Genomic DNA, 15,750 nt, shown 5'->3' on the forward strand with positions numbered 1-15,750 from the left:
TCCTATGCCTCGGCCCAGCGGCGGAGGAGATTGTGATAGGTTCCAGTCAGCCGCACGACCGCCGGGTCGCCCTGACCGAGCCGCGACGCGGCGTCCTGCACCGCCTGATCGAGCTCGAACAGGATGCGGCGCGCGCCGTCGTCGCGGACCATCGACTGGATCCAGAAGAAGGACGCGACCCGCTCTCCGCGCGTGACGGGTTCGACCCTGTGCACGCTCGACGCCGGATAGAGCACCATGTGCCCGGCGGGCAGCTTGACGCGCTGGTCGCCGAACTGGTCCTCGATCACCAATTCGCCGCCGTCATAGCTGTCGGGATCGGACAGGAAGAGCGTCGCCGACAAGTCACTGCGCACGCGAAAGTCGCTGCCGCGCCGGATGCGGATCGCGCTGTCGACATGCGCGCCGAACGTGTCGCCGCCGGCATAACGGTTGAACAGCGGCGGATAGACTTTGAGCGGCAGGGCGGCAGCGACGAACAATGCCGCTCCCGACAAGGCATCGAGCACCATCGTCCCCGCCTCGCGCGCCGCTGCCGATTCCTCGGGCAGCTGCGCATTCTGTTTGGCGAGCGCCGACTGATGGCCGGACGTTGCGTTGCCGTCGATCCACTCGGCCGCGTCGATGATCGCGCGCAGCCTGGCGACGCCCGCGGCGTCGAGCACATCAGGGATGGCGATCAGCATCGGGCCGCTCCGCGCTCGATCGCGGCGCGACCGCGCGCGCGAAAAGCGGGCACCGGCGAGACGTCGAGAAACGCGGCCGCCTTGGCGACAAAGGCCGGTGTGGCCCGCTCCCCTGCCCGTTCGATCCAGCGAAGCGCTTCCTCCCCGCGTCCCTTGGCGCCGAGCATGCGCGCGTGGTTGAACATGCCGCGGAAATCGCCGCCCTCCGCCGCGCGTTCGTAGAGCCGCGCCGCCTTGGTCAGGTTGCGGGCGACTACCCAGCCATCTTCATGGAAGCTGCCGACGAAGTTGATCGCCTTGGCATTACCCAGCTTGGCCGCCTTCTCGAACCAGGCCAGCGCCGCCGGCTTGTCCTCGGCGACGCCATGCCCGAGCGCGAGCAGGGTCGCGTAATTGTACATCGCCCAGTCGAGCCCGCGCTCGGCGGCGATGCGATAACAATCCGCCGCACGCGCCTTGTCGACCGCGACACCCCAGCCGAGATCGTAACAGCGCCCGACCATGTTGAGCGCCATCAGATGGCCCTGTGCCGCGGCGCGATTGAACCAGGCGAAGCCGGCGGCTTCGTCCTTGGCCACGCCGTTCCCGTCGAGCAGCAATTGGCCATAGAGCGCCTGTGCCTCGGCCTCTCCGCTCTCGGCTAGCTGACGAAGAAACGCCGCGCGCTCGTCGGGATCATCGGGCAAGCGCGCGGCACTGACGACGGTGGAGGGGGGTGCCGTCGTCAGAACTTGAACTCCACCGACCCGAACACCGTCCGCCCGGTGGCGATCGACGCGTAATGGCTGGTATAGACCTGGTTGAAATAGACCTTGTCGGTCAGGTTTTGCGCGTTGACGCTGAGCTGGATGTTCCTGGTCAGCTTGTACGACGCGCGCGCGTCGAACCGCCAATAAGACGGGATCATGCGATAGAGCACCTTGGTCGCCGGCGTGACCGTCACGACTCCGCCGTCGGTCTGCGTCGCCGCGCGATTGTCGGCATAGCCGCCGAACTGCTTGTCCATATAGAGCGCCCCGCCGCTGACCGAGAAGCGCTTGGTCACGTCGACCGTGGTCCAGGCGGTGAACGAGTTCTTCGCGGTTTGCGGCACCTGCTTGCCGGTGTTGACCGACACGACCTGCACCGTCGTCGCCTTGGCCGCGCCGTTGGCCGGCACGGTCAGCGCGGTGAAACCGCCATCGGTGATCTTGGGATCGAGATAGGTATAGCCGCCGAACACCGTCCAGCCGGGCAGGATCGTGCCGTTGACGGTGAGCTCCAGCCCGCGAATGCGCGTCTTGCCCAGGAAGGACGGCAGGCCATCGTTACCCGTCACGCGCGCATTGTCGATATCGGTCTGGAAAATCGCGAGACCCAACCCTAGCCGCTCCTTGAACAGGCTCGCCTTGGCGCCGACTTCGTACGACTTGGTCTTCTGCACCTTCAGCGCGTCGAGGATCGCCAGATTCTGATTAGTGACGGTGGTCGGCAGCGCATTGTCCTCGCGACCCTCCCCCAGCAAAGTGTTGGGCGGGGTCGCGGCGGTGGCGTAGCTTGCATAGAGGCTGGTCTCAGGCGTCGGTTTGAACACCAGGCCCGCCTGCCAATTGAACAATTCGTCGGTGCGACCAAGCCTGAAGGATTGGGTCGCGGCATAGGTCTGGCCCGGCGTGGTCACGGACTTGAAGCGGTCGAACCGTGCGCCGAGGTTCAGGATCAGTTGCGGCGTCAGCGTGATCGAATCGAAGCCATAGACGCTGACGGTATTGGCGTCGTTCTGGGTCTCTTCGAGCGGCAGGGATTTCACGATCGGCGACGGCGTGGTCGAGGTGTCGCTCGCGTAATTGACCCAGGGATCATAGGGATTCGGGTTGAACAGGCTGGTGCAATAATAACGCGAAACCGTCGCCGTGTTGCAGCGCGGGCTGACGGTCGAGCCGGTCGACAGCGTTTCGACGCCGGTGGAGGGATTGAGATAGCCGCGCGTCACGAACGTGCCGCGGCGCGCCTTTTCCCACGAGAATTCCGCGCCCACCGCGATGCTGTGCTTGATCCCGCCGGTGTCGAACGTGCCATACAGATCGATCTGGTCGGTCAGCGCGTCCGAATAGCTGTAGCGCGTATTAGCGCGGCGCCAGACGTAACCGCCGCTGACGAGGTCGCCGCGCGTGCCCGCCGCTCCGGTCGTCGGATTGGTTGGCGCGGTGCCGTAGACGTTGCCGGTGCTGTCGTCCGGCAGCAGGAAAATATAGGCCTGCGTCGAATGCGACCAGCGCGCGGTGTTGCGGATGGTGAGCGTCGGCGACAGATCGTGTTCGAAGCGGATCGTCGCCTGATCGGTGGTCGCGTCGCGGAAGTCGCGGTCAGCCAGCCCGTAGTAAGTGCTGCGATCGACATAGCCGGTCTGGCCGCCCGCGGTGGTGATCCGGCCGAGCGCGGGTTGGGTATAGATGTTGCCCGTGCCCGGCGCGTTGGCGATCGTGTAGAGATAGGGAATGCCGCTATCGGGCAGTTCGTGGCTCTCCAGCCGGTAATAGCTCGCGGTCAATCGCGTCGCCGTGCCGAGGCCGATCGTCAGCGACGGCGCAAAGCCCCAGCGCCTGGCCCAGATTGCGTCGCGGCCCGAAAAGTCCTGATCGTGCCATAACCCCTGGATGCGGAAGGCCACGGTCGGCGTGATCGCGATGTTGAGGTCGGCGGTGACGCGCTTGTAATCGGCCTCGCCATAGCTTGCCGTGACGCTGCCGAACGTGCCGGCCTTGGGCAATTTGGAGATGATGTTGATCGTCCCGCCCGCCGAGCCGCGCCCACCCAGGGTCGAGTCCGAGCCCCGGACGATCTGTACCGAGTCGATCGCAAAGGTCTCGCGCGTCTGCGACGACAGATCGCGCACCCCGTCGACATAGATCGACCCCTGGCTGTCGAAGCCGCGGATGAACGGGCGGTCGCCGATCGGATTGCCGCCCTCGGCCGCGCCGAAGGTGATGCCCGGCATGGTGCGCAGCGCGTCCTGGAGCGAGGCCGATCCGGTTTCCTCGATCACCTTGCTCGGAATGACGACGATCGATTTGGGCGTGTCGACGACGCGCGCCACATCCTTGGGCCCGCTCGGCTCCGCCTCGGCTTTGATCAGCTGACCATTGATGATGATGTCGTGGCGACGATCCTGATCGTCGCCGTCGTCATTGGCGGGCGTCAGATCGGGGCCAWCGGCGGCCAGCGCCGGATGCGTGGCGAAAGCGCCGACGCAGGACAGAGCCAGGAAAGCAGGCTGCGCGACGCGACGCGCGGCATTGTTGCGATTCACTCTTATCTCCCTTGTTGGGAGACCCGCTATTGAGAGTCGTTCGCAGTGTCAACGCTATTGAGAAATATTCTCAACTACTCTTGTCATTCGCCTCGCTGAATGCCCAAGTCCGCAGCGCGCTGGCGAGGTTGGGCGGCTCGTCGGCGAGGATGCGCAATGCGTCGATCTCGGCGACCAGCGCGGAGAGCGGCAAAGCGCGGGCCCTCGCCGCTTGTTCGAGTGCTTGCCAGAATATGGGTTCGAGCGTGATCGAGGTTTCGTGCCCGGCGATGGTGATCGAGCGTTTGACGGGGCCGCGAAAGCCAGTGGGAGGCGGATCGATACTCACGAAAGCCCCTCCCCTTCAGGGGAGGGGTTGGGGGTGGGGCGGTGCCGCGGGCAGATTGCTTGAGGATAGGCCCCACCCCAACCCCTCCCCTGAAGGGGAGGGGCTTGAAGGAAGTCCCCACTCAAGGCTTGTCGAACAAAGCCGCGAGCTGCTCGATGATCGCGCCGCCCAATTGCTCGGCATCCATGATCGTCACAGCGCGCTCATAATAACGCGTGACGTCATGGCCGATCCCGATCGCGACCAGTTCAACCGGCGAGCGGTTCTCGATCCAGTGGATCACCTGGCGCAAATGGCGTTCGAGATACGATCCGCTGTTCACCGACAAGGTGGAGTCGTCGACCGGCGCGCCGTCGGAGATCACCATCATGATCTTGCGTTCCTCGGAGCGGCCGATCAGCCGGCCGTGCGCCCAGAGCAACGCCTCGCCGTCGATATTCTCCTTGAGCAACCCTTCCCGCATCATCAGCCCCAGGCTGGGCTTGGCGCGGCGCCAAGGCTCGTCGGCCTGCTTGTAGACGATGTGGCGGATGTCGTTGAGCCGGCCCGGCTGCGGTGGCCGCCCCGCCGCGAGCCAGCTTTCACGGGCCTGCCCGCCTTTCCACGCGCGTGTGGTGAAGCCCAATATCTCGGTCTTGACCCCGCAGCGTTCGAGCGTGCGTGCCAGGATGTCGGCGCTGATCGCGGCGATCGAGATCGGCCGCCCGCGCATCGACCCCGAATTGTCGATCAACAAGGTGACGACGGTGTCCTTGAACTCGGTGTCGCGCTCGATCTTGTAGCTCAACGACTGCATCGGGTTGATCACCACCCGCGCCAGCCGCGCGGCGTCGAGCAACCCTTCTTCCTGGTCGAAATCCCAGGACCGGTTCTGCTGCGCCATCAGCCGGCGCTGCAGCCGGTTGGCGAGCTTGGTCACCGCACCCTGCAGATGGACCAATTGCTGGTCGAGATACGAGCGCAGCCGGGTCAGTTCCTCGGCGTCGCACAATTCGGTCGCGGCGATCACCTCGTCGAACTGCGTGGTCCACGCTTTGTAATCGAATTGCGACGACGGATCGGCGAACGGGCGATTGGGGCGGACGGGAAGCATCCCCTCCTCGCCTTCGTCGCCGGCCTCGCCGTCGGCATCCTCGAAGGATTCGTCGCCGGCCTCCGAGCCCTCGCCATCGTCGCTGTCCGCCTCGGACTGTTCGCCACGCGCTTCGACTTCGCCCTGGCCCTGCTCGCCCTGGTCGTCGCCTTCCTCGCCCTGATCCTGCTCCTCGTCAGTCCCTTCGTCGTCCGAGCCGCCGTCATCGCTGTCCTCGGGGATCTGGTCGCCTTCGACCAGTTCGAGATCCTCGAGCAATTTGGTCGCCAGGCTGGCGAACGCACGCTGATCGTCGAGCGCGAGGCGGAGCGCGTCGAGATCGCCGCCCGCTTTCTCCTCGATCCACTCGCGGACCAAATCGAGCCCTTGCCGCGCCACGTCGGGCGCCGCCTGGCCGGTCAGCCGCTCGCGCACCAGCAACTGGATCGCGGTCGATAGCGGAACTTCGTCACGGCTGCGCGCCCGCGTGATCGGGTCCGAGCGCAAGCGCATGTCGAGCGCATGGTTCAGATTGTCCGAAATCCCGGCATAGCCGCGCGACCCCAACGCCTCGACCCGCGCCGTCTCCGCCGCATCGAACACCGCGCGCGCGACGGCATCGTGCGGCGCATTCTTGAGGTGGAGCGACGGGTTGTGGAGTTTCAGCCGCAGCGCGAATGAATCGGCAAAGCCGCGCGCCTCAGCGACCTGGTCGGCCGGGAGCGTCCGCGCCGGCATCGGCACCTTGATATGCTTGCCCGACTGCGCCGGCGCGTCGGCGGTGAACGCAAGTTCGACCTCCGCCTCGTCGGCAAGCGCGCGCGACGCGCCGCCGAGCACGGCCTTGAAGCGATCGAGGGGTGTATCCTGCGCCACGCGCTCGCTGTTACGCCTTCGCCACTACGCTCTCGGGCAAATCTTTCCCGAACACGCGCTGATAATATTCCGCCACCAGCGCCCGCTCCGCTTCGTCGCACTTGTTGAGGAACGACAAGCGGAACGCGAAGCCGACATCGCCGAAGATCAGCGCGTTCTGCGCCCAGGTGATCACGGTACGCGGGCTCATCACGGTCGAGATGTCGCCGTTGATGAAGCCCTTGCGAGTCAGATCTGCGACGCGGACCATGTTGTCGACGACCTGCTTGCCGTCGGGCTTGTCATATTCGCCCGACTTGGCGAGCACGATCTGCGCCTCGACCGCGGCGGGCAGATAGTTGAGCGTCACGACGATGTTCCAACGGTCCATCTGACCCTGGTTGATCTGTTGCGTGCCGTGATAAAGGCCGCTGGTGTCGCCCAGGCCGACCGTGTTCGCGGTCGCGAACAACCGGAAATAGGGGTTGGGGCGGATCACGCGGTTCTGGTCGAGCAGAGTCAGCTTGCCCTCGGTCTCGAGCACGCGCTGGATCACGAACATCACGTCGGGGCGGCCGGCATCATATTCGTCGAACACCAAAGCGGTCGGCGTCTGCAGCGCCCAGGGCAGCAGGCCTTCGCGGAATTCGGTGACCTGCTGGCCGTCCTTGAGCACGATCGCGTCGCGGCCAATCAGGTCGATACGGCTGATATGCGCGTCGAGGTTGATGCGGATGCACGGCCAGTTGAGGCGCGCCGCGACCTGTTCGATATGCGTCGACTTACCGGTGCCGTGATAGCCCTGGACCATCACGCGGCGATTGTGCGCGAAGCCCGCCAGGATCGCCAGCGTGGTGTCGGGATCGAACACATAAGCGGGGTCGAGATCCGGCACGCGCTCGTCGGCCTCGCTGAACGCGGGCACTTCCATGTCGCTGTCGATGCCGAACAGGTCACGGACCTTCCTGATCTGGTCGGGCGCGTCGAGCAATGTCGTCTGGCGGCTGTCGGGCTGGATGTTGGGGATATCGGTCATCAACTATTCCTTCGCGGCGCCCTCCCTAGACGCGGCGGTACGGCGAAGTCGAGACGTGATTGCGGACCCGATGTTCGAAAATCCGCCTTCGTCAGATGCGCGCGCTTGCCTCTATTCAAGGAAGTCTGCGAGGTTGGAGAGGGTTGAGGCGAGCCCCCGAGCATGATCCTCGGCCGAGATGCCGGGCGGTACATCGGACGCGGTAATCATGACCACCGTTCCTTCTGGGACGGCGCGAAGCAACCAGGTCATCGTTATCGTGCCGGCGTAAGCGGGGTCGTCCGACTCGAAATCAGCGGTCTGGACGATGCGTTCGCCGGGGATCAGTTCGACCAGCCGCCCGTCCACAGTATCGGCATCGGCCGAACTCTTGCCGGCGGTGGCGTGCTCGCCGGTAAAGGTCAGCGTCAGGCGATAATGCCCGCCAGGCCATGGCTCGAACCGATCGAATTTCCCCGTCATGCCCTCAGGCGGTAACCAACGCGTCTGCGCTTCGGGATCGATGAAGGCGTCGTAAATCGCCTCGGGCGTCGCTCGGATGATCCGGCTGGCGCTGTCGGTCCGCCCAGTCACGATCAATCCTCGGTCCATTTGGGCGGCAGCGGGAACAGCGTGACGAACCGCTCGGCGAGCGCACGGTCCCCTTCGACTGTGACCAAGCCTAATTTCTCGCCTTCCGCGATGGGCACGCCGCCATAGGTCAGCGCGGCAAATCCGCGTGGGGTCGAGGTGAAGACGAGATCGGCATCCACTGGTTCGGTCCGCGCCACTTGAAAGCTGCTATTGGCGAGTTCGGTGGTGAACACCTCATCGCCCAGCCGAAAACCGATCCTCGCGACCATGCCCGCCGAACGTTCGGCCGACAACATGGTGCGGAACGACAGCATCAGCGACGCCGCCGACAAGGGCAAGGACGGATCATGCGCGGGCGAGCGCGTCGCCCAGCGGCCGAGCTCCTGGATCGCGGTTTCGCTTTCATAACCCCAGCGAGTCAGCTCATAGATCTGGACTGAGGCGGGCGGCGGCAGTTTGCGCTTCTGGAGAATGCCGGCGGCCTCCATCCCTTCGAGCCGCTGGGTCAGCACATTGGCGCTGATGCCGTTGAGCGCGCCTTTGAGCTCGCCGAAGCGCCGGCCGCCGAACATCAGCTCGCGAACGATCAACAGCGACCAGCGTTCGCCCACCAATTCGAGCGCCATCGCGGTGCCGCAGGCATCGTCATACCACCGTTTTTCCACCATTTTTTCCAGCTTAGTCACTTTTTCTAACTTCATGGTTGCTTTTTGTAACTGTAGTCGGCATAAAAGTCAAGTCAGCCGATTCGCCAGCCCCCTGGCGGTCCCCGGCTTTAGGGAGAGAACAGATGACCAAGATGATTTTCGTGAACCTGCCCGTCGCCGATGTCGCCAAGGCAACTGCCTTTTATGAAGCGATCGGGTTCGAGAAGAATCCGCAGTTCAGCAACGAACAAGCCTCGTGCATGGTATGGTCCGACGCGATCCATGTGATGCTGCTCGGTCACGATTTCTATCGGACCTTCACGACCAAGCAGATCGCCGACACGCATCAGACCAGCGCCGCGCTGATCGCCTTGTCGCGCGACAGTCGCGCCGAGGTCGACGGGATCACCGATGCCGCGATCGCCGCCGGCGGCCGCCAGACGCGCGACACCGACGACATGGGCTTCATGTACAGCCGCCCGTTCGAGGACCTCGACGGCCACACCTTCGAGCCGATGTACATGGACATGGAAGCGTTCCCCGCAGCGACCACCGATCAGCATGAGGGCGTCGCGGCCTGAGCGCCGCGCCCCTCCCCCCAAAGGAGATTTACGATGCCCGAACGTTTCCGCCCCTGGATTGCCGGCCTTTTCTGGTTCGCCGTGACCGGCATCGTCATCCTCGACTATCCGGCGCTCGCCGGCATGCCGATCGTCGCGTGAGCAACCACCAGCTTTAGGAGAGAAGCCATGGCTACTACCTATCAAGCCGCTTCGGCGGCGCCGACCCCGCGCGCCCTCCAGCTATGGACTGGCCGCATCCTGACTGCGCTGGTCATCCTGTGCCTCGGTGCCGATGCCGCGGGCAAACTGATCGCCCCGATGACGATGATCGCGCACAGTCCGCCGCTGGGGCTACCCGCCACGTCCGGCTTCTACCGGCTGCTGGGAGCAATCCTGGGCGTCGCGACCGCGCTTTATGCCTGGCAGCGCACGGCATTCCTCGGCGCGGTCCTGCTGACCGGCTATCTGGGCGGCGCCGTGGCGACCCATTTGCGGGTCGGAAGCCCGCTGTTCGGCTACACGTTGTTCGGCGTCTATGTCGGGATCATGCTATGGGGTGGATTGTGGCTGCGCGACTCCCGCATCCGCGCATTGCTGCCCCTGAATCGTTGACCAAAACAACAAGAGGAGAGGCATCATGACCTATGTGCAGGGCTTCATCATTCCCGTGAAGGAAGGTGACAAACAGGCCTATCTCGACTTGGCGACAAAGGCAGCGCCGGTGTTCGCCGAATATGGCGCGACCGCTACCGTCGAATGCTGGGGCGACGATGTCCCCGACGGCAAGCGCACCGACATGAAGCGCGCGGTCCAGGCCGAGCCGGGCGAACATATCGTATTCTCCTGGGTCTGGTGGCCCGACAAGACGACCTGCGACAATGCCGCCGAGAAACTGATGGCCGATGAGCGCATGCAGCCCGATGGCGAGATGCCGTTCAATCCGCAGCGCATGATCTATGGCGGCTATGAAGCGGTGTATGATGGCGGCGATGGCGGCAGCTTCGGCTATGTCGACGGCGTCGTCGCGCCGACATCGGTCGATAAGCAGGCCTTTGCCGACCATGCCGCGCGCATTTCCGCTTATTTCCTGAAGAGCGGCGCGACCCGCATCGTCGATGGCTGGGGGACCGATGTCCCGGACGGCAAGGTCACCGACTTCAAGCGCGCGGTCGCGGCCGAGGATGGCGAGACGGTGATTTTCGGCTGGGTCGAATGGCCCGACAAGCCGACCCGCGATGCCGCCTTTGCCGGGATGATGGACGATCCCGACATCCGGGCCGCGCCGCCTGCGTTCGACATGCAGCGCGCGATCTTCGGCGGCTTCGTGCCGATGCTGGATGCCGATCACCAATAACGACCATCAACAGGAGAGAGATGATGGCTACCCGAACCGGAATGCCGATCTGGTATGAATTGATCACCACCGATGTCGAGGCCGCCAAGCGTTTCTATGGCGACATCGTCGGCTGGACCACGACCACCTTTCCTTCCCCCGCGGGCGGCACGCCCTACAACATCCTGAATTATGGGGATACCGGCGTCGGCGGGCTGATGACGTTGCCCGACGGCGCGCCGACCGGTCCCGGCTGGTTCGCCTATTTCCACGTCGCGGATGTCGATGCCGGCGTGGCGCAGACCGAACAGGCAGGCGGCAAGACGCATATGCCCGCGACGGACCTGCCTGGCGTCGGGCGGATCGCGATGATCGCCGATCCGCAAGGCGTGGTCTTCTATTTGATGACTCCCGATCCATCGATGGGCGACCAGGAAAGCACCAGCTTCTCGGCCACATTGCCCGGACGGTGCAGCTGGAACGAACTTGTCACCAGCGACCAGAAAGCAGCTTTACCCTTCTATTCGTCGCTGCTCGGCTGGACCTCGACCGAGGCGATGCCGATGGGCGAAATGGGGGACTATACCTTCGTCGATTGCGGCGACGTGCGACTGGGTGCGATGATGGATCGTGCCAGTCCTGAGCAGCCGCTCAAATGGACCTTCTACTTCGCTATCCCCGATGTCGACGCTGCGGTCGACAAGGTGAAGGCAGGCGGTGGCACCGTCATCATGGGACCGATGGACGTCCCCGGCGGCCAGCGCATCATCGTCGCGGTCGACCCGCAAGGCGCGTCGGTCGGTTTCGTTTCAGGAGAACGGCAATGAACAAGATCACCACCTGTCTGTGGTTCGACCACGGCAAAGCCCGCGAAGCGGCTGAATTCTATGCCGCGACCTTTCCCGACAGCCATGTCGGAAGCCCGCATAAAGCAGCGTCCGATTTTCCGGGCGGCAAGCAAGGCGACGAGCTGACCGTCGAATTCACGGTGCTCGGCCAATCGTTCGTCGGGCTGAACGGCGGCCCGACCTTCACCCCCAACGAGGCGGTGAGCTTTCAGGTCTTCACCGACGACCAGGAGGAGACCGATCGCTATTGGAACGCGATCGTCGACAATGGCGGAGCGGAAAGCGCGTGCAGCTGGTGCAAGGACCGCTGGGGCTTTTCGTGGCAGATCGTGCCGCGTGCGTTGATCGCTGGCATGAGCGATCCCGATCCCGCCGTCGCCAAGCGCGCGATGGACGCGATGATGACGATGAAGAAGATCGACATCGCCACGATCGAGCGCGCCCGCGCCGGGGAGGTGGTGGCATGAGCGGCGCCGAATACGAACTGTCGATCGAACGCCTGATCGACGCGCCGGTCGAGGCGGCGTGGAGGGCCTATACCGACCATCTGTCCGACTGGTTCTGCCCCAAGCCCTGGCGTGCCGAAGTGGTAGCGATGGACTTGCGCGCCGGCGGCCGTGCCGCGACCACGATGCACGGCCCAAACGGCGAAGTGATGCCCAATGAAGGCGTCTATCTCGAGGTCGAGCCGATGCGGAAGATCGTCTTCACCGACGCTTTTCGCGAAGGCTGGATCCCGCAGGGACCGTTCATGGTCGGGTTCTTCGAATACACGCCCGAAGGCGACAAGACACGCTTTCGCGCCGGTGCGCGCCACTGGACCAAGGAAGCGTTCGAGCAGCATCGGGCGATGGGCTTCGAGCAAGGCTGGTCGGTCATGGCCGAGCAACTCGAGGAAGTCGCCAAGCGACTGACGGAGACGGCCGATGCGTAAGATCGTCGGCACCGTCTTCGTCTCGCTCGATGGTGTGATGCAGGCACCAGGCGGGGTGAACGAGGATATCACCGGCGGCTTCGCGCATGGCGGTTGGCAGTTCAAATTCCCCGACCCCGCGGCCGACGCAACGCTGGGCGCCACGTTCGATGGTTATGATCTGCTGCTCGGGCGAAGGACCTACGACATCTTCGCCGCTTACTGGCCCTATGTCGAAGGTGAGGAAGCCACATTGGGCGAGACCTTCACCAACGCCGGCAAATATGTCCTGACGCGCGGCGATCAGCCGCTCGAATGGGAAAACAGCCACCGGTTGAAGGGCATGGACGATGTCGCGGCGTTGAAGCAGGGCGACGGCCCCGATCTGATGATCTGGGGGTCGAGCGAAGTCTATCCCGGCCTGTTGTCGGCCGGACTGCTCGATCGGCTGACGGTGATGATCTACCCCCTGACCCTGGGCGACGGCAAAAGGCTGTTTGGCGACGGCACGCCCGCCGGTGCACTGAAGATGGTCGATCACCAGGTCACGCCGTCCGGTACGATCATCGCGACCTACCAACCCGCTGGCCCGATCCCCGAAGGCGCGTCGGTGCCGCCGATCGCTACCGCGCGCGAGGCGGAGCGGCAGCGTCGGATGCAGGAAGGGACGTGGTGATCCCCACCTGATCGGACGTAAATTGCCGTCGCCGAAGCGCGAACGGCACGCTAAGCGGGCGGGGATGCATGGTCGTCCCCGCCCGTTTCTCGTCGCGATCCTGATCGGGCTGGCTGCGGAAGCCTTGTTCCTGTGGGGCGTCACGATCCCGTCGAAGATCGTGTTCGACGAGATCCATTACGTGCCCGCCGCCCGGGCGTTGCTTTCCCTGTCGGGGCCGGTCAACACCGAACACCCCCTGCTCGCCAAGGAGTTCATCGCCGCGGGGATCGCATTGTTCGGCGACAACAGCCTGGGCTGGCGCTTCTTCTCGACGATCGCCGGCGCGGCGACGGTGATGGCGGTGTTCGCGATCCTGTGGCTGCTCTACCGCCGCATGCGCCCGGCAGTGATGGGCGCGATCTTCGCGCTGCTCAACTTCACGATCTATGTCGAAGCGCGGATCGCGATGATCGATCCGTTCCTGGCCGCCTTCACCCTGTGGGGAATCGCGGCGATTCTGTGGGCGATGCGTGCGCCCGCCGGAAAGGTCTGGCCGCGCTGGATCCTGTCGGCCGTGCTGTTCGGCCTGGCCGTTGGTACAAAATGGGCGGCCGTCCCTTATGTCGCTTGGGCAGGGATGGGCTTCCTGGCGGTACGCTGGCGCGACACGGCGAGAGCGAAACGGCCGCTCGCGACTTTGTGGTCGGGCCGCGATCAGCCGCACTGGCCGGGACTTCCCGCGATCCCGGCGCTCGCCGTCTTCGGACTGGTATCGATCGCGATCTATTTCCTGACCTTCGCGCCGGCCTTTTTCTACCACGACCAGCCGCTGACGCTCGCCGATCTGCTACCCTTCCAGGACATGATGTACCGCGAGCAGACCCAGGTCCTGCCGCACCACACCTACCAGTCAGCGTGGTGGAGCTGGCCGCTGATGATCCGGCCGATCTGGTATTTCTACGAGCCGTCGGACGGGGCGATGCGCGGCGTGCTGATGATCGGCAATCCGGTGATTCTATGGGGCGGATTGCTGGCAGTGCTCGCTTGCCTATGGGGTTGGCTGCGGTCTCACGATCCCCGGCTGTTGTTCGCCGCCGGGCTGTGGCTGGCGAGCTATCTGATCTGGGCGATCATCCCCAAGTCGCTGGGGTTCTTCTATTATTACTATCTGCCCTCGATCTTCCTGTGCATCGCGCTGGCGGCCGCGTTCGAGCATTTCGGCAAGGGCAAGCTGCAGCATTGGGATGAGGGGTTCGCGATCCTGGCGTTCGGCATCGCGGTCTATTTCTTCCCGATCATCTCCGCCGCGGCGCTGCCCGGCGAGCAGGCGTTCATGCACTGGATGTGGTTTTCCACTTGGCCCTAGCGGAATAGCGGATGCTATTCCGCGCCCGAGGCCAAGTCGGCCGGCGGCGCGCGGCGCCGACCGACGGCGCGGATTTACTCCGCGCCGTCCCCGGCTTTCCCACTATTTTACATCGTTCGCCTGCGTGAACACCACGCGCCAGCGCCCGCCGCGTTTCGCCCAGACGTCGACGAAGCGAGCATGCGCCGTAATCGGCTTGCCGCGATCGAACCCCTTGGCATCGACCATCCCGCCGAGCACGGCGCCATCCGACCACACTCGGCGGACCTTCAGCGAGAGCGCGACATAGGTCGTCCTGCTGCCCGGCGCGGTCGCCTCGGCGATATATTGCGCCTTGGTCTGGTTCTTCCCGTTCGACCCCGCGAGGATATAATCGTCGGCGAGCAGCCGTTCGAGCTCGGCGCGGTTGGCCTTGAATTGCGCGAGATCGTAGGCGGTTGCCGCGGCAGCGAGATCGCGTGGCAACCCGCGATAATCGGCACCTTGAGGACCCGTCTGCGCCGAAGCTCCGGTCAAGGCCATAACCATGCCGATGACCCAGATTGCCGACCGCATGATATGACTCCCCCGCAATGTGCGGGCAAGAGTAGCCGGACGGCTAACCGCGGCAATGACCTGCCAGGTCATGGCCAACGATGCACCACTAAGCCTCCATCGCGCTCGCCGGACGAGTGAGTACCTCGAGAAAATGCGTGCATGGCAGCGTCAGGTCGGCGGCGTGATGGACCAGCCACAGCATCATCGTCACGCCGGTCAGTGGGCGATAGGCCAATGCCGCCGATTGCAGATTGCACAAGGATTCCGCCAGTACCATCACGCCGATCCCAGCCGCGGTCAGCCCGAACAGGGTCGACACGTCGCTCACCACCTGCGCGACATTGGGCTCGACGCCGCGTTCACGCATCAACGCCATCAACTCGCCGGTGAACAGGCTGCGTTCGGTCGAGTAGAAGACCATTGGTTCGTCCGTCAGATCGACGAGGTCGACCGTTTCCTGCGCGGCCAGCCGATGATCGGGCGGCACCCCGACGAACAGGCGCTCGCGGAGGAAAGGCTGCGCGATCAGACCGCGCGGCAGGACGGGTTTCTCGCGGCTGCGCATGAAGCCGATGTCGAGCAGCCGGTCGTCGATATCCTCGACCTGGGCGCGTCCCGACGCCTCGCGCAGCACCAGCTTCACATCGGGATAGAGCCGGCGGAATTCGGCGATCGCGCGCGCGATCTCGGGAATGAAGGGGGCCGAAGCGTTGAACCCGATCGCCAGTTCGCCAAGCTCGCCGCGCGCCGCGCCGCGCGCGACCGCCATGGCGTGCTCAGCCTGGCGCAACGTCGCCCGCGCGGCATCGAGGAACAGTTTGCCGGCAGGAGTCAGCGCGACGCTGCGGCTGGTGCGGTCGAGCAAGCGCACCTGCAGTTCGTCTTCCAATGCCCGGATTTGCTGACTGAGCGGCGGCTGCGAAATGCCGAGATGCTTCGCCGCGCGTGCGAAGTGCAGATCCTCCGCGACGCGGACGAAATAGCGCAGGTGACGTAACTCCATGATCGATATGTAAGAAATATCAATCATGCCGTAAACAATATTG

The 15,750-nt window shown here is 64.5% G+C and carries 18 protein-coding genes; 8 read left to right on the plus strand and 10 right to left on the minus strand.

From position 1 onward, the window contains the following. Positions 1 to 2: 2 nt before the first annotated feature. The 8 genes from AC1DRD_RS20110 to AC1DRD_RS20145 form a co-directional block, all read right to left on the minus strand. Entirely contained in the window at positions 3 to 686 is a 684-nt protein-coding gene (locus AC1DRD_RS20110) for a Fe2+-dependent dioxygenase (protein ID WP_478042784.1), read from the minus strand. Further along, positions 680 to 1,372 (minus strand): tetratricopeptide repeat protein, encoded by a 693-nt coding sequence (locus tag AC1DRD_RS20115; protein WP_478042785.1) that lies wholly within the window; start codon positions 1,370 to 1,372, stop codon positions 680 to 682. Before AC1DRD_RS20115 ends, AC1DRD_RS20110 begins: the two co-directional genes overlap by 7 nt. Positions 1,373 to 1,410: 38 nt before the next feature. Beyond that, positions 1,411 to 3,975 carry a TonB-dependent receptor gene (locus AC1DRD_RS20120; protein WP_478042786.1) on the minus strand — a complete coding sequence of 855 codons (2,565 nt, stop codon included), beginning with the start codon at positions 3,973 to 3,975 and terminating at the stop codon, positions 1,411 to 1,413. 70 nt (positions 3,976 to 4,045) lie between these two features. After that, positions 4,046 to 4,303 (minus strand): ribbon-helix-helix domain-containing protein, encoded by a 258-nt coding sequence (locus AC1DRD_RS20125; RefSeq protein ID WP_478042787.1) that lies wholly within the window; start codon positions 4,301 to 4,303, stop codon positions 4,046 to 4,048. 121 nt (positions 4,304 to 4,424) lie between these two features. After that, positions 4,425 to 6,251 carry a cobaltochelatase subunit CobT gene (cobT, locus tag AC1DRD_RS20130; RefSeq protein ID WP_478042788.1) on the minus strand — a complete coding sequence of 609 codons (1,827 nt, stop codon included), beginning with the start codon at positions 6,249 to 6,251 and terminating at the stop codon, positions 4,425 to 4,427. A 10-nt stretch (positions 6,252 to 6,261) separates the two neighbouring features. Next, positions 6,262 to 7,266 carry a cobaltochelatase subunit CobS gene (gene cobS, locus AC1DRD_RS20135; protein WP_478032131.1) on the minus strand — a complete coding sequence of 335 codons (1,005 nt, stop codon included), beginning with the start codon at positions 7,264 to 7,266 and terminating at the stop codon, positions 6,262 to 6,264. A 111-nt stretch (positions 7,267 to 7,377) separates the two neighbouring features. After that, positions 7,378 to 7,839, minus strand: coding sequence for an SRPBCC domain-containing protein (locus tag AC1DRD_RS20140; protein WP_478032130.1), 462 nt, complete (start codon positions 7,837 to 7,839; stop codon positions 7,378 to 7,380). 2 nt (positions 7,840 to 7,841) lie between these two features. Beyond that, entirely contained in the window at positions 7,842 to 8,507 is a 666-nt protein-coding gene (locus tag AC1DRD_RS20145) for a winged helix-turn-helix transcriptional regulator (RefSeq protein WP_478042789.1), read from the minus strand. A 122-nt stretch (positions 8,508 to 8,629) separates the two neighbouring features. On the opposite strand from AC1DRD_RS20145, the gene AC1DRD_RS20150 reads away from it, so the two are divergent. The 8 genes from AC1DRD_RS20150 to AC1DRD_RS20185 all read left to right on the plus strand — a co-directional run bounded on the left by AC1DRD_RS20150 (position 8,630) and on the right by AC1DRD_RS20185 (position 14,167). Continuing rightward, positions 8,630 to 9,067, plus strand: coding sequence for a VOC family protein (locus AC1DRD_RS20150; protein WP_478042790.1), 438 nt, complete (start codon positions 8,630 to 8,632; stop codon positions 9,065 to 9,067). 168 nt (positions 9,068 to 9,235) lie between these two features. Then, the gene (locus AC1DRD_RS20155) at positions 9,236 to 9,661 is read left to right on the plus strand and encodes a DoxX family protein (protein ID WP_478042791.1); all 426 of its coding nucleotides are present in this window, start codon (positions 9,236 to 9,238) and stop codon (positions 9,659 to 9,661) included. 25 nt (positions 9,662 to 9,686) lie between these two features. After that, complete coding sequence (locus tag AC1DRD_RS20160; RefSeq protein ID WP_478042792.1) at positions 9,687 to 10,403, plus strand: DUF1428 domain-containing protein; 717 nt, start codon at positions 9,687 to 9,689, stop codon at positions 10,401 to 10,403. A 23-nt stretch (positions 10,404 to 10,426) separates the two neighbouring features. Then, positions 10,427 to 11,209, plus strand: a complete 783-nt coding sequence (locus AC1DRD_RS20165; RefSeq protein ID WP_478042793.1) for a VOC family protein — start codon at positions 10,427 to 10,429, stop codon at positions 11,207 to 11,209. Continuing rightward, positions 11,206 to 11,697, plus strand: coding sequence for a VOC family protein (locus AC1DRD_RS20170; RefSeq protein WP_478042794.1), 492 nt, complete (start codon positions 11,206 to 11,208; stop codon positions 11,695 to 11,697). The genes AC1DRD_RS20165 and AC1DRD_RS20170 overlap by 4 nt, the downstream gene beginning before the upstream one ends. Further along, positions 11,694 to 12,164 (plus strand): SRPBCC family protein, encoded by a 471-nt coding sequence (locus tag AC1DRD_RS20175; protein ID WP_478032117.1) that lies wholly within the window; start codon positions 11,694 to 11,696, stop codon positions 12,162 to 12,164. Before AC1DRD_RS20170 ends, AC1DRD_RS20175 begins: the two co-directional genes overlap by 4 nt. Next, on the plus strand, positions 12,157 to 12,819 hold the full coding sequence (locus AC1DRD_RS20180; RefSeq protein WP_478032115.1) for a dihydrofolate reductase family protein: 663 nt from the start codon (positions 12,157 to 12,159) through the stop codon (positions 12,817 to 12,819). Before AC1DRD_RS20175 ends, AC1DRD_RS20180 begins: the two co-directional genes overlap by 8 nt. Positions 12,820 to 12,883: 64 nt before the next feature. Then, positions 12,884 to 14,167, plus strand: a complete 1,284-nt coding sequence (locus AC1DRD_RS20185; protein WP_478042795.1) for a phospholipid carrier-dependent glycosyltransferase — start codon at positions 12,884 to 12,886, stop codon at positions 14,165 to 14,167. Positions 14,168 to 14,269: 102 nt separating this feature from the next. On the opposite strand, the gene AC1DRD_RS20190 is transcribed toward AC1DRD_RS20185, so the two are convergent. Together AC1DRD_RS20190 and AC1DRD_RS20195 are read right to left on the minus strand one after the other, a co-directional pair. After that, positions 14,270 to 14,722: a nuclear transport factor 2 family protein gene (locus AC1DRD_RS20190; protein ID WP_478042796.1), complete on the minus strand. Its 453-nt coding sequence runs from the start codon at positions 14,720 to 14,722 to the stop codon at positions 14,270 to 14,272. Between the two features lie 88 nt (positions 14,723 to 14,810). Next, positions 14,811 to 15,734, minus strand: coding sequence for a LysR substrate-binding domain-containing protein (locus AC1DRD_RS20195; protein WP_478042797.1), 924 nt, complete (start codon positions 15,732 to 15,734; stop codon positions 14,811 to 14,813). Between the last annotated feature and the right edge of the window lie 16 nt (positions 15,735 to 15,750).

It is taken from the genome of Sphingomonas sp. P4_G2, assembly GCF_056401155.1.

Excerpts from the sequence above, each read along its gene's own strand:
- AC1DRD_RS20110 (WP_478042784.1), bottom strand. The coding sequence starts at position 686 with ATGCTGATCGCCATCCCTGATGTGCTCGACGCCGCGGGCGTCGCCAGG.
- cobS (WP_478032131.1), bottom strand. The coding sequence starts at position 7,266 with ATGACCGATATCCCCAACATCCAGCCCGACAGCCGCCAGACGACATTG.
- AC1DRD_RS20145 (WP_478042789.1), bottom strand. The coding sequence starts at position 8,507 with ATGGTGGAAAAACGGTGGTATGACGATGCCTGCGGCACCGCGATGGCG.
- AC1DRD_RS20150 (WP_478042790.1), top strand. The coding sequence starts at position 8,630 with ATGACCAAGATGATTTTCGTGAACCTGCCCGTCGCCGATGTCGCCAAG.
- AC1DRD_RS20155 (WP_478042791.1), top strand. The coding sequence starts at position 9,236 with ATGGCTACTACCTATCAAGCCGCTTCGGCGGCGCCGACCCCGCGCGCC.
- AC1DRD_RS20160 (WP_478042792.1), top strand. The coding sequence starts at position 9,687 with ATGACCTATGTGCAGGGCTTCATCATTCCCGTGAAGGAAGGTGACAAA.
- AC1DRD_RS20165 (WP_478042793.1), top strand. The coding sequence starts at position 10,427 with ATGGCTACCCGAACCGGAATGCCGATCTGGTATGAATTGATCACCACC.
- AC1DRD_RS20170 (WP_478042794.1), top strand. The coding sequence starts at position 11,206 with ATGAACAAGATCACCACCTGTCTGTGGTTCGACCACGGCAAAGCCCGC.
- AC1DRD_RS20175 (WP_478032117.1), top strand. The coding sequence starts at position 11,694 with ATGAGCGGCGCCGAATACGAACTGTCGATCGAACGCCTGATCGACGCG.
- AC1DRD_RS20180 (WP_478032115.1), top strand. The coding sequence starts at position 12,157 with ATGCGTAAGATCGTCGGCACCGTCTTCGTCTCGCTCGATGGTGTGATG.
- AC1DRD_RS20185 (WP_478042795.1), top strand. The coding sequence starts at position 12,884 with ATGCATGGTCGTCCCCGCCCGTTTCTCGTCGCGATCCTGATCGGGCTG.
- AC1DRD_RS20190 (WP_478042796.1), bottom strand. The coding sequence starts at position 14,722 with ATGCGGTCGGCAATCTGGGTCATCGGCATGGTTATGGCCTTGACCGGA.
- AC1DRD_RS20195 (WP_478042797.1), bottom strand. The coding sequence starts at position 15,734 with ATGATTGATATTTCTTACATATCGATCATGGAGTTACGTCACCTGCGC.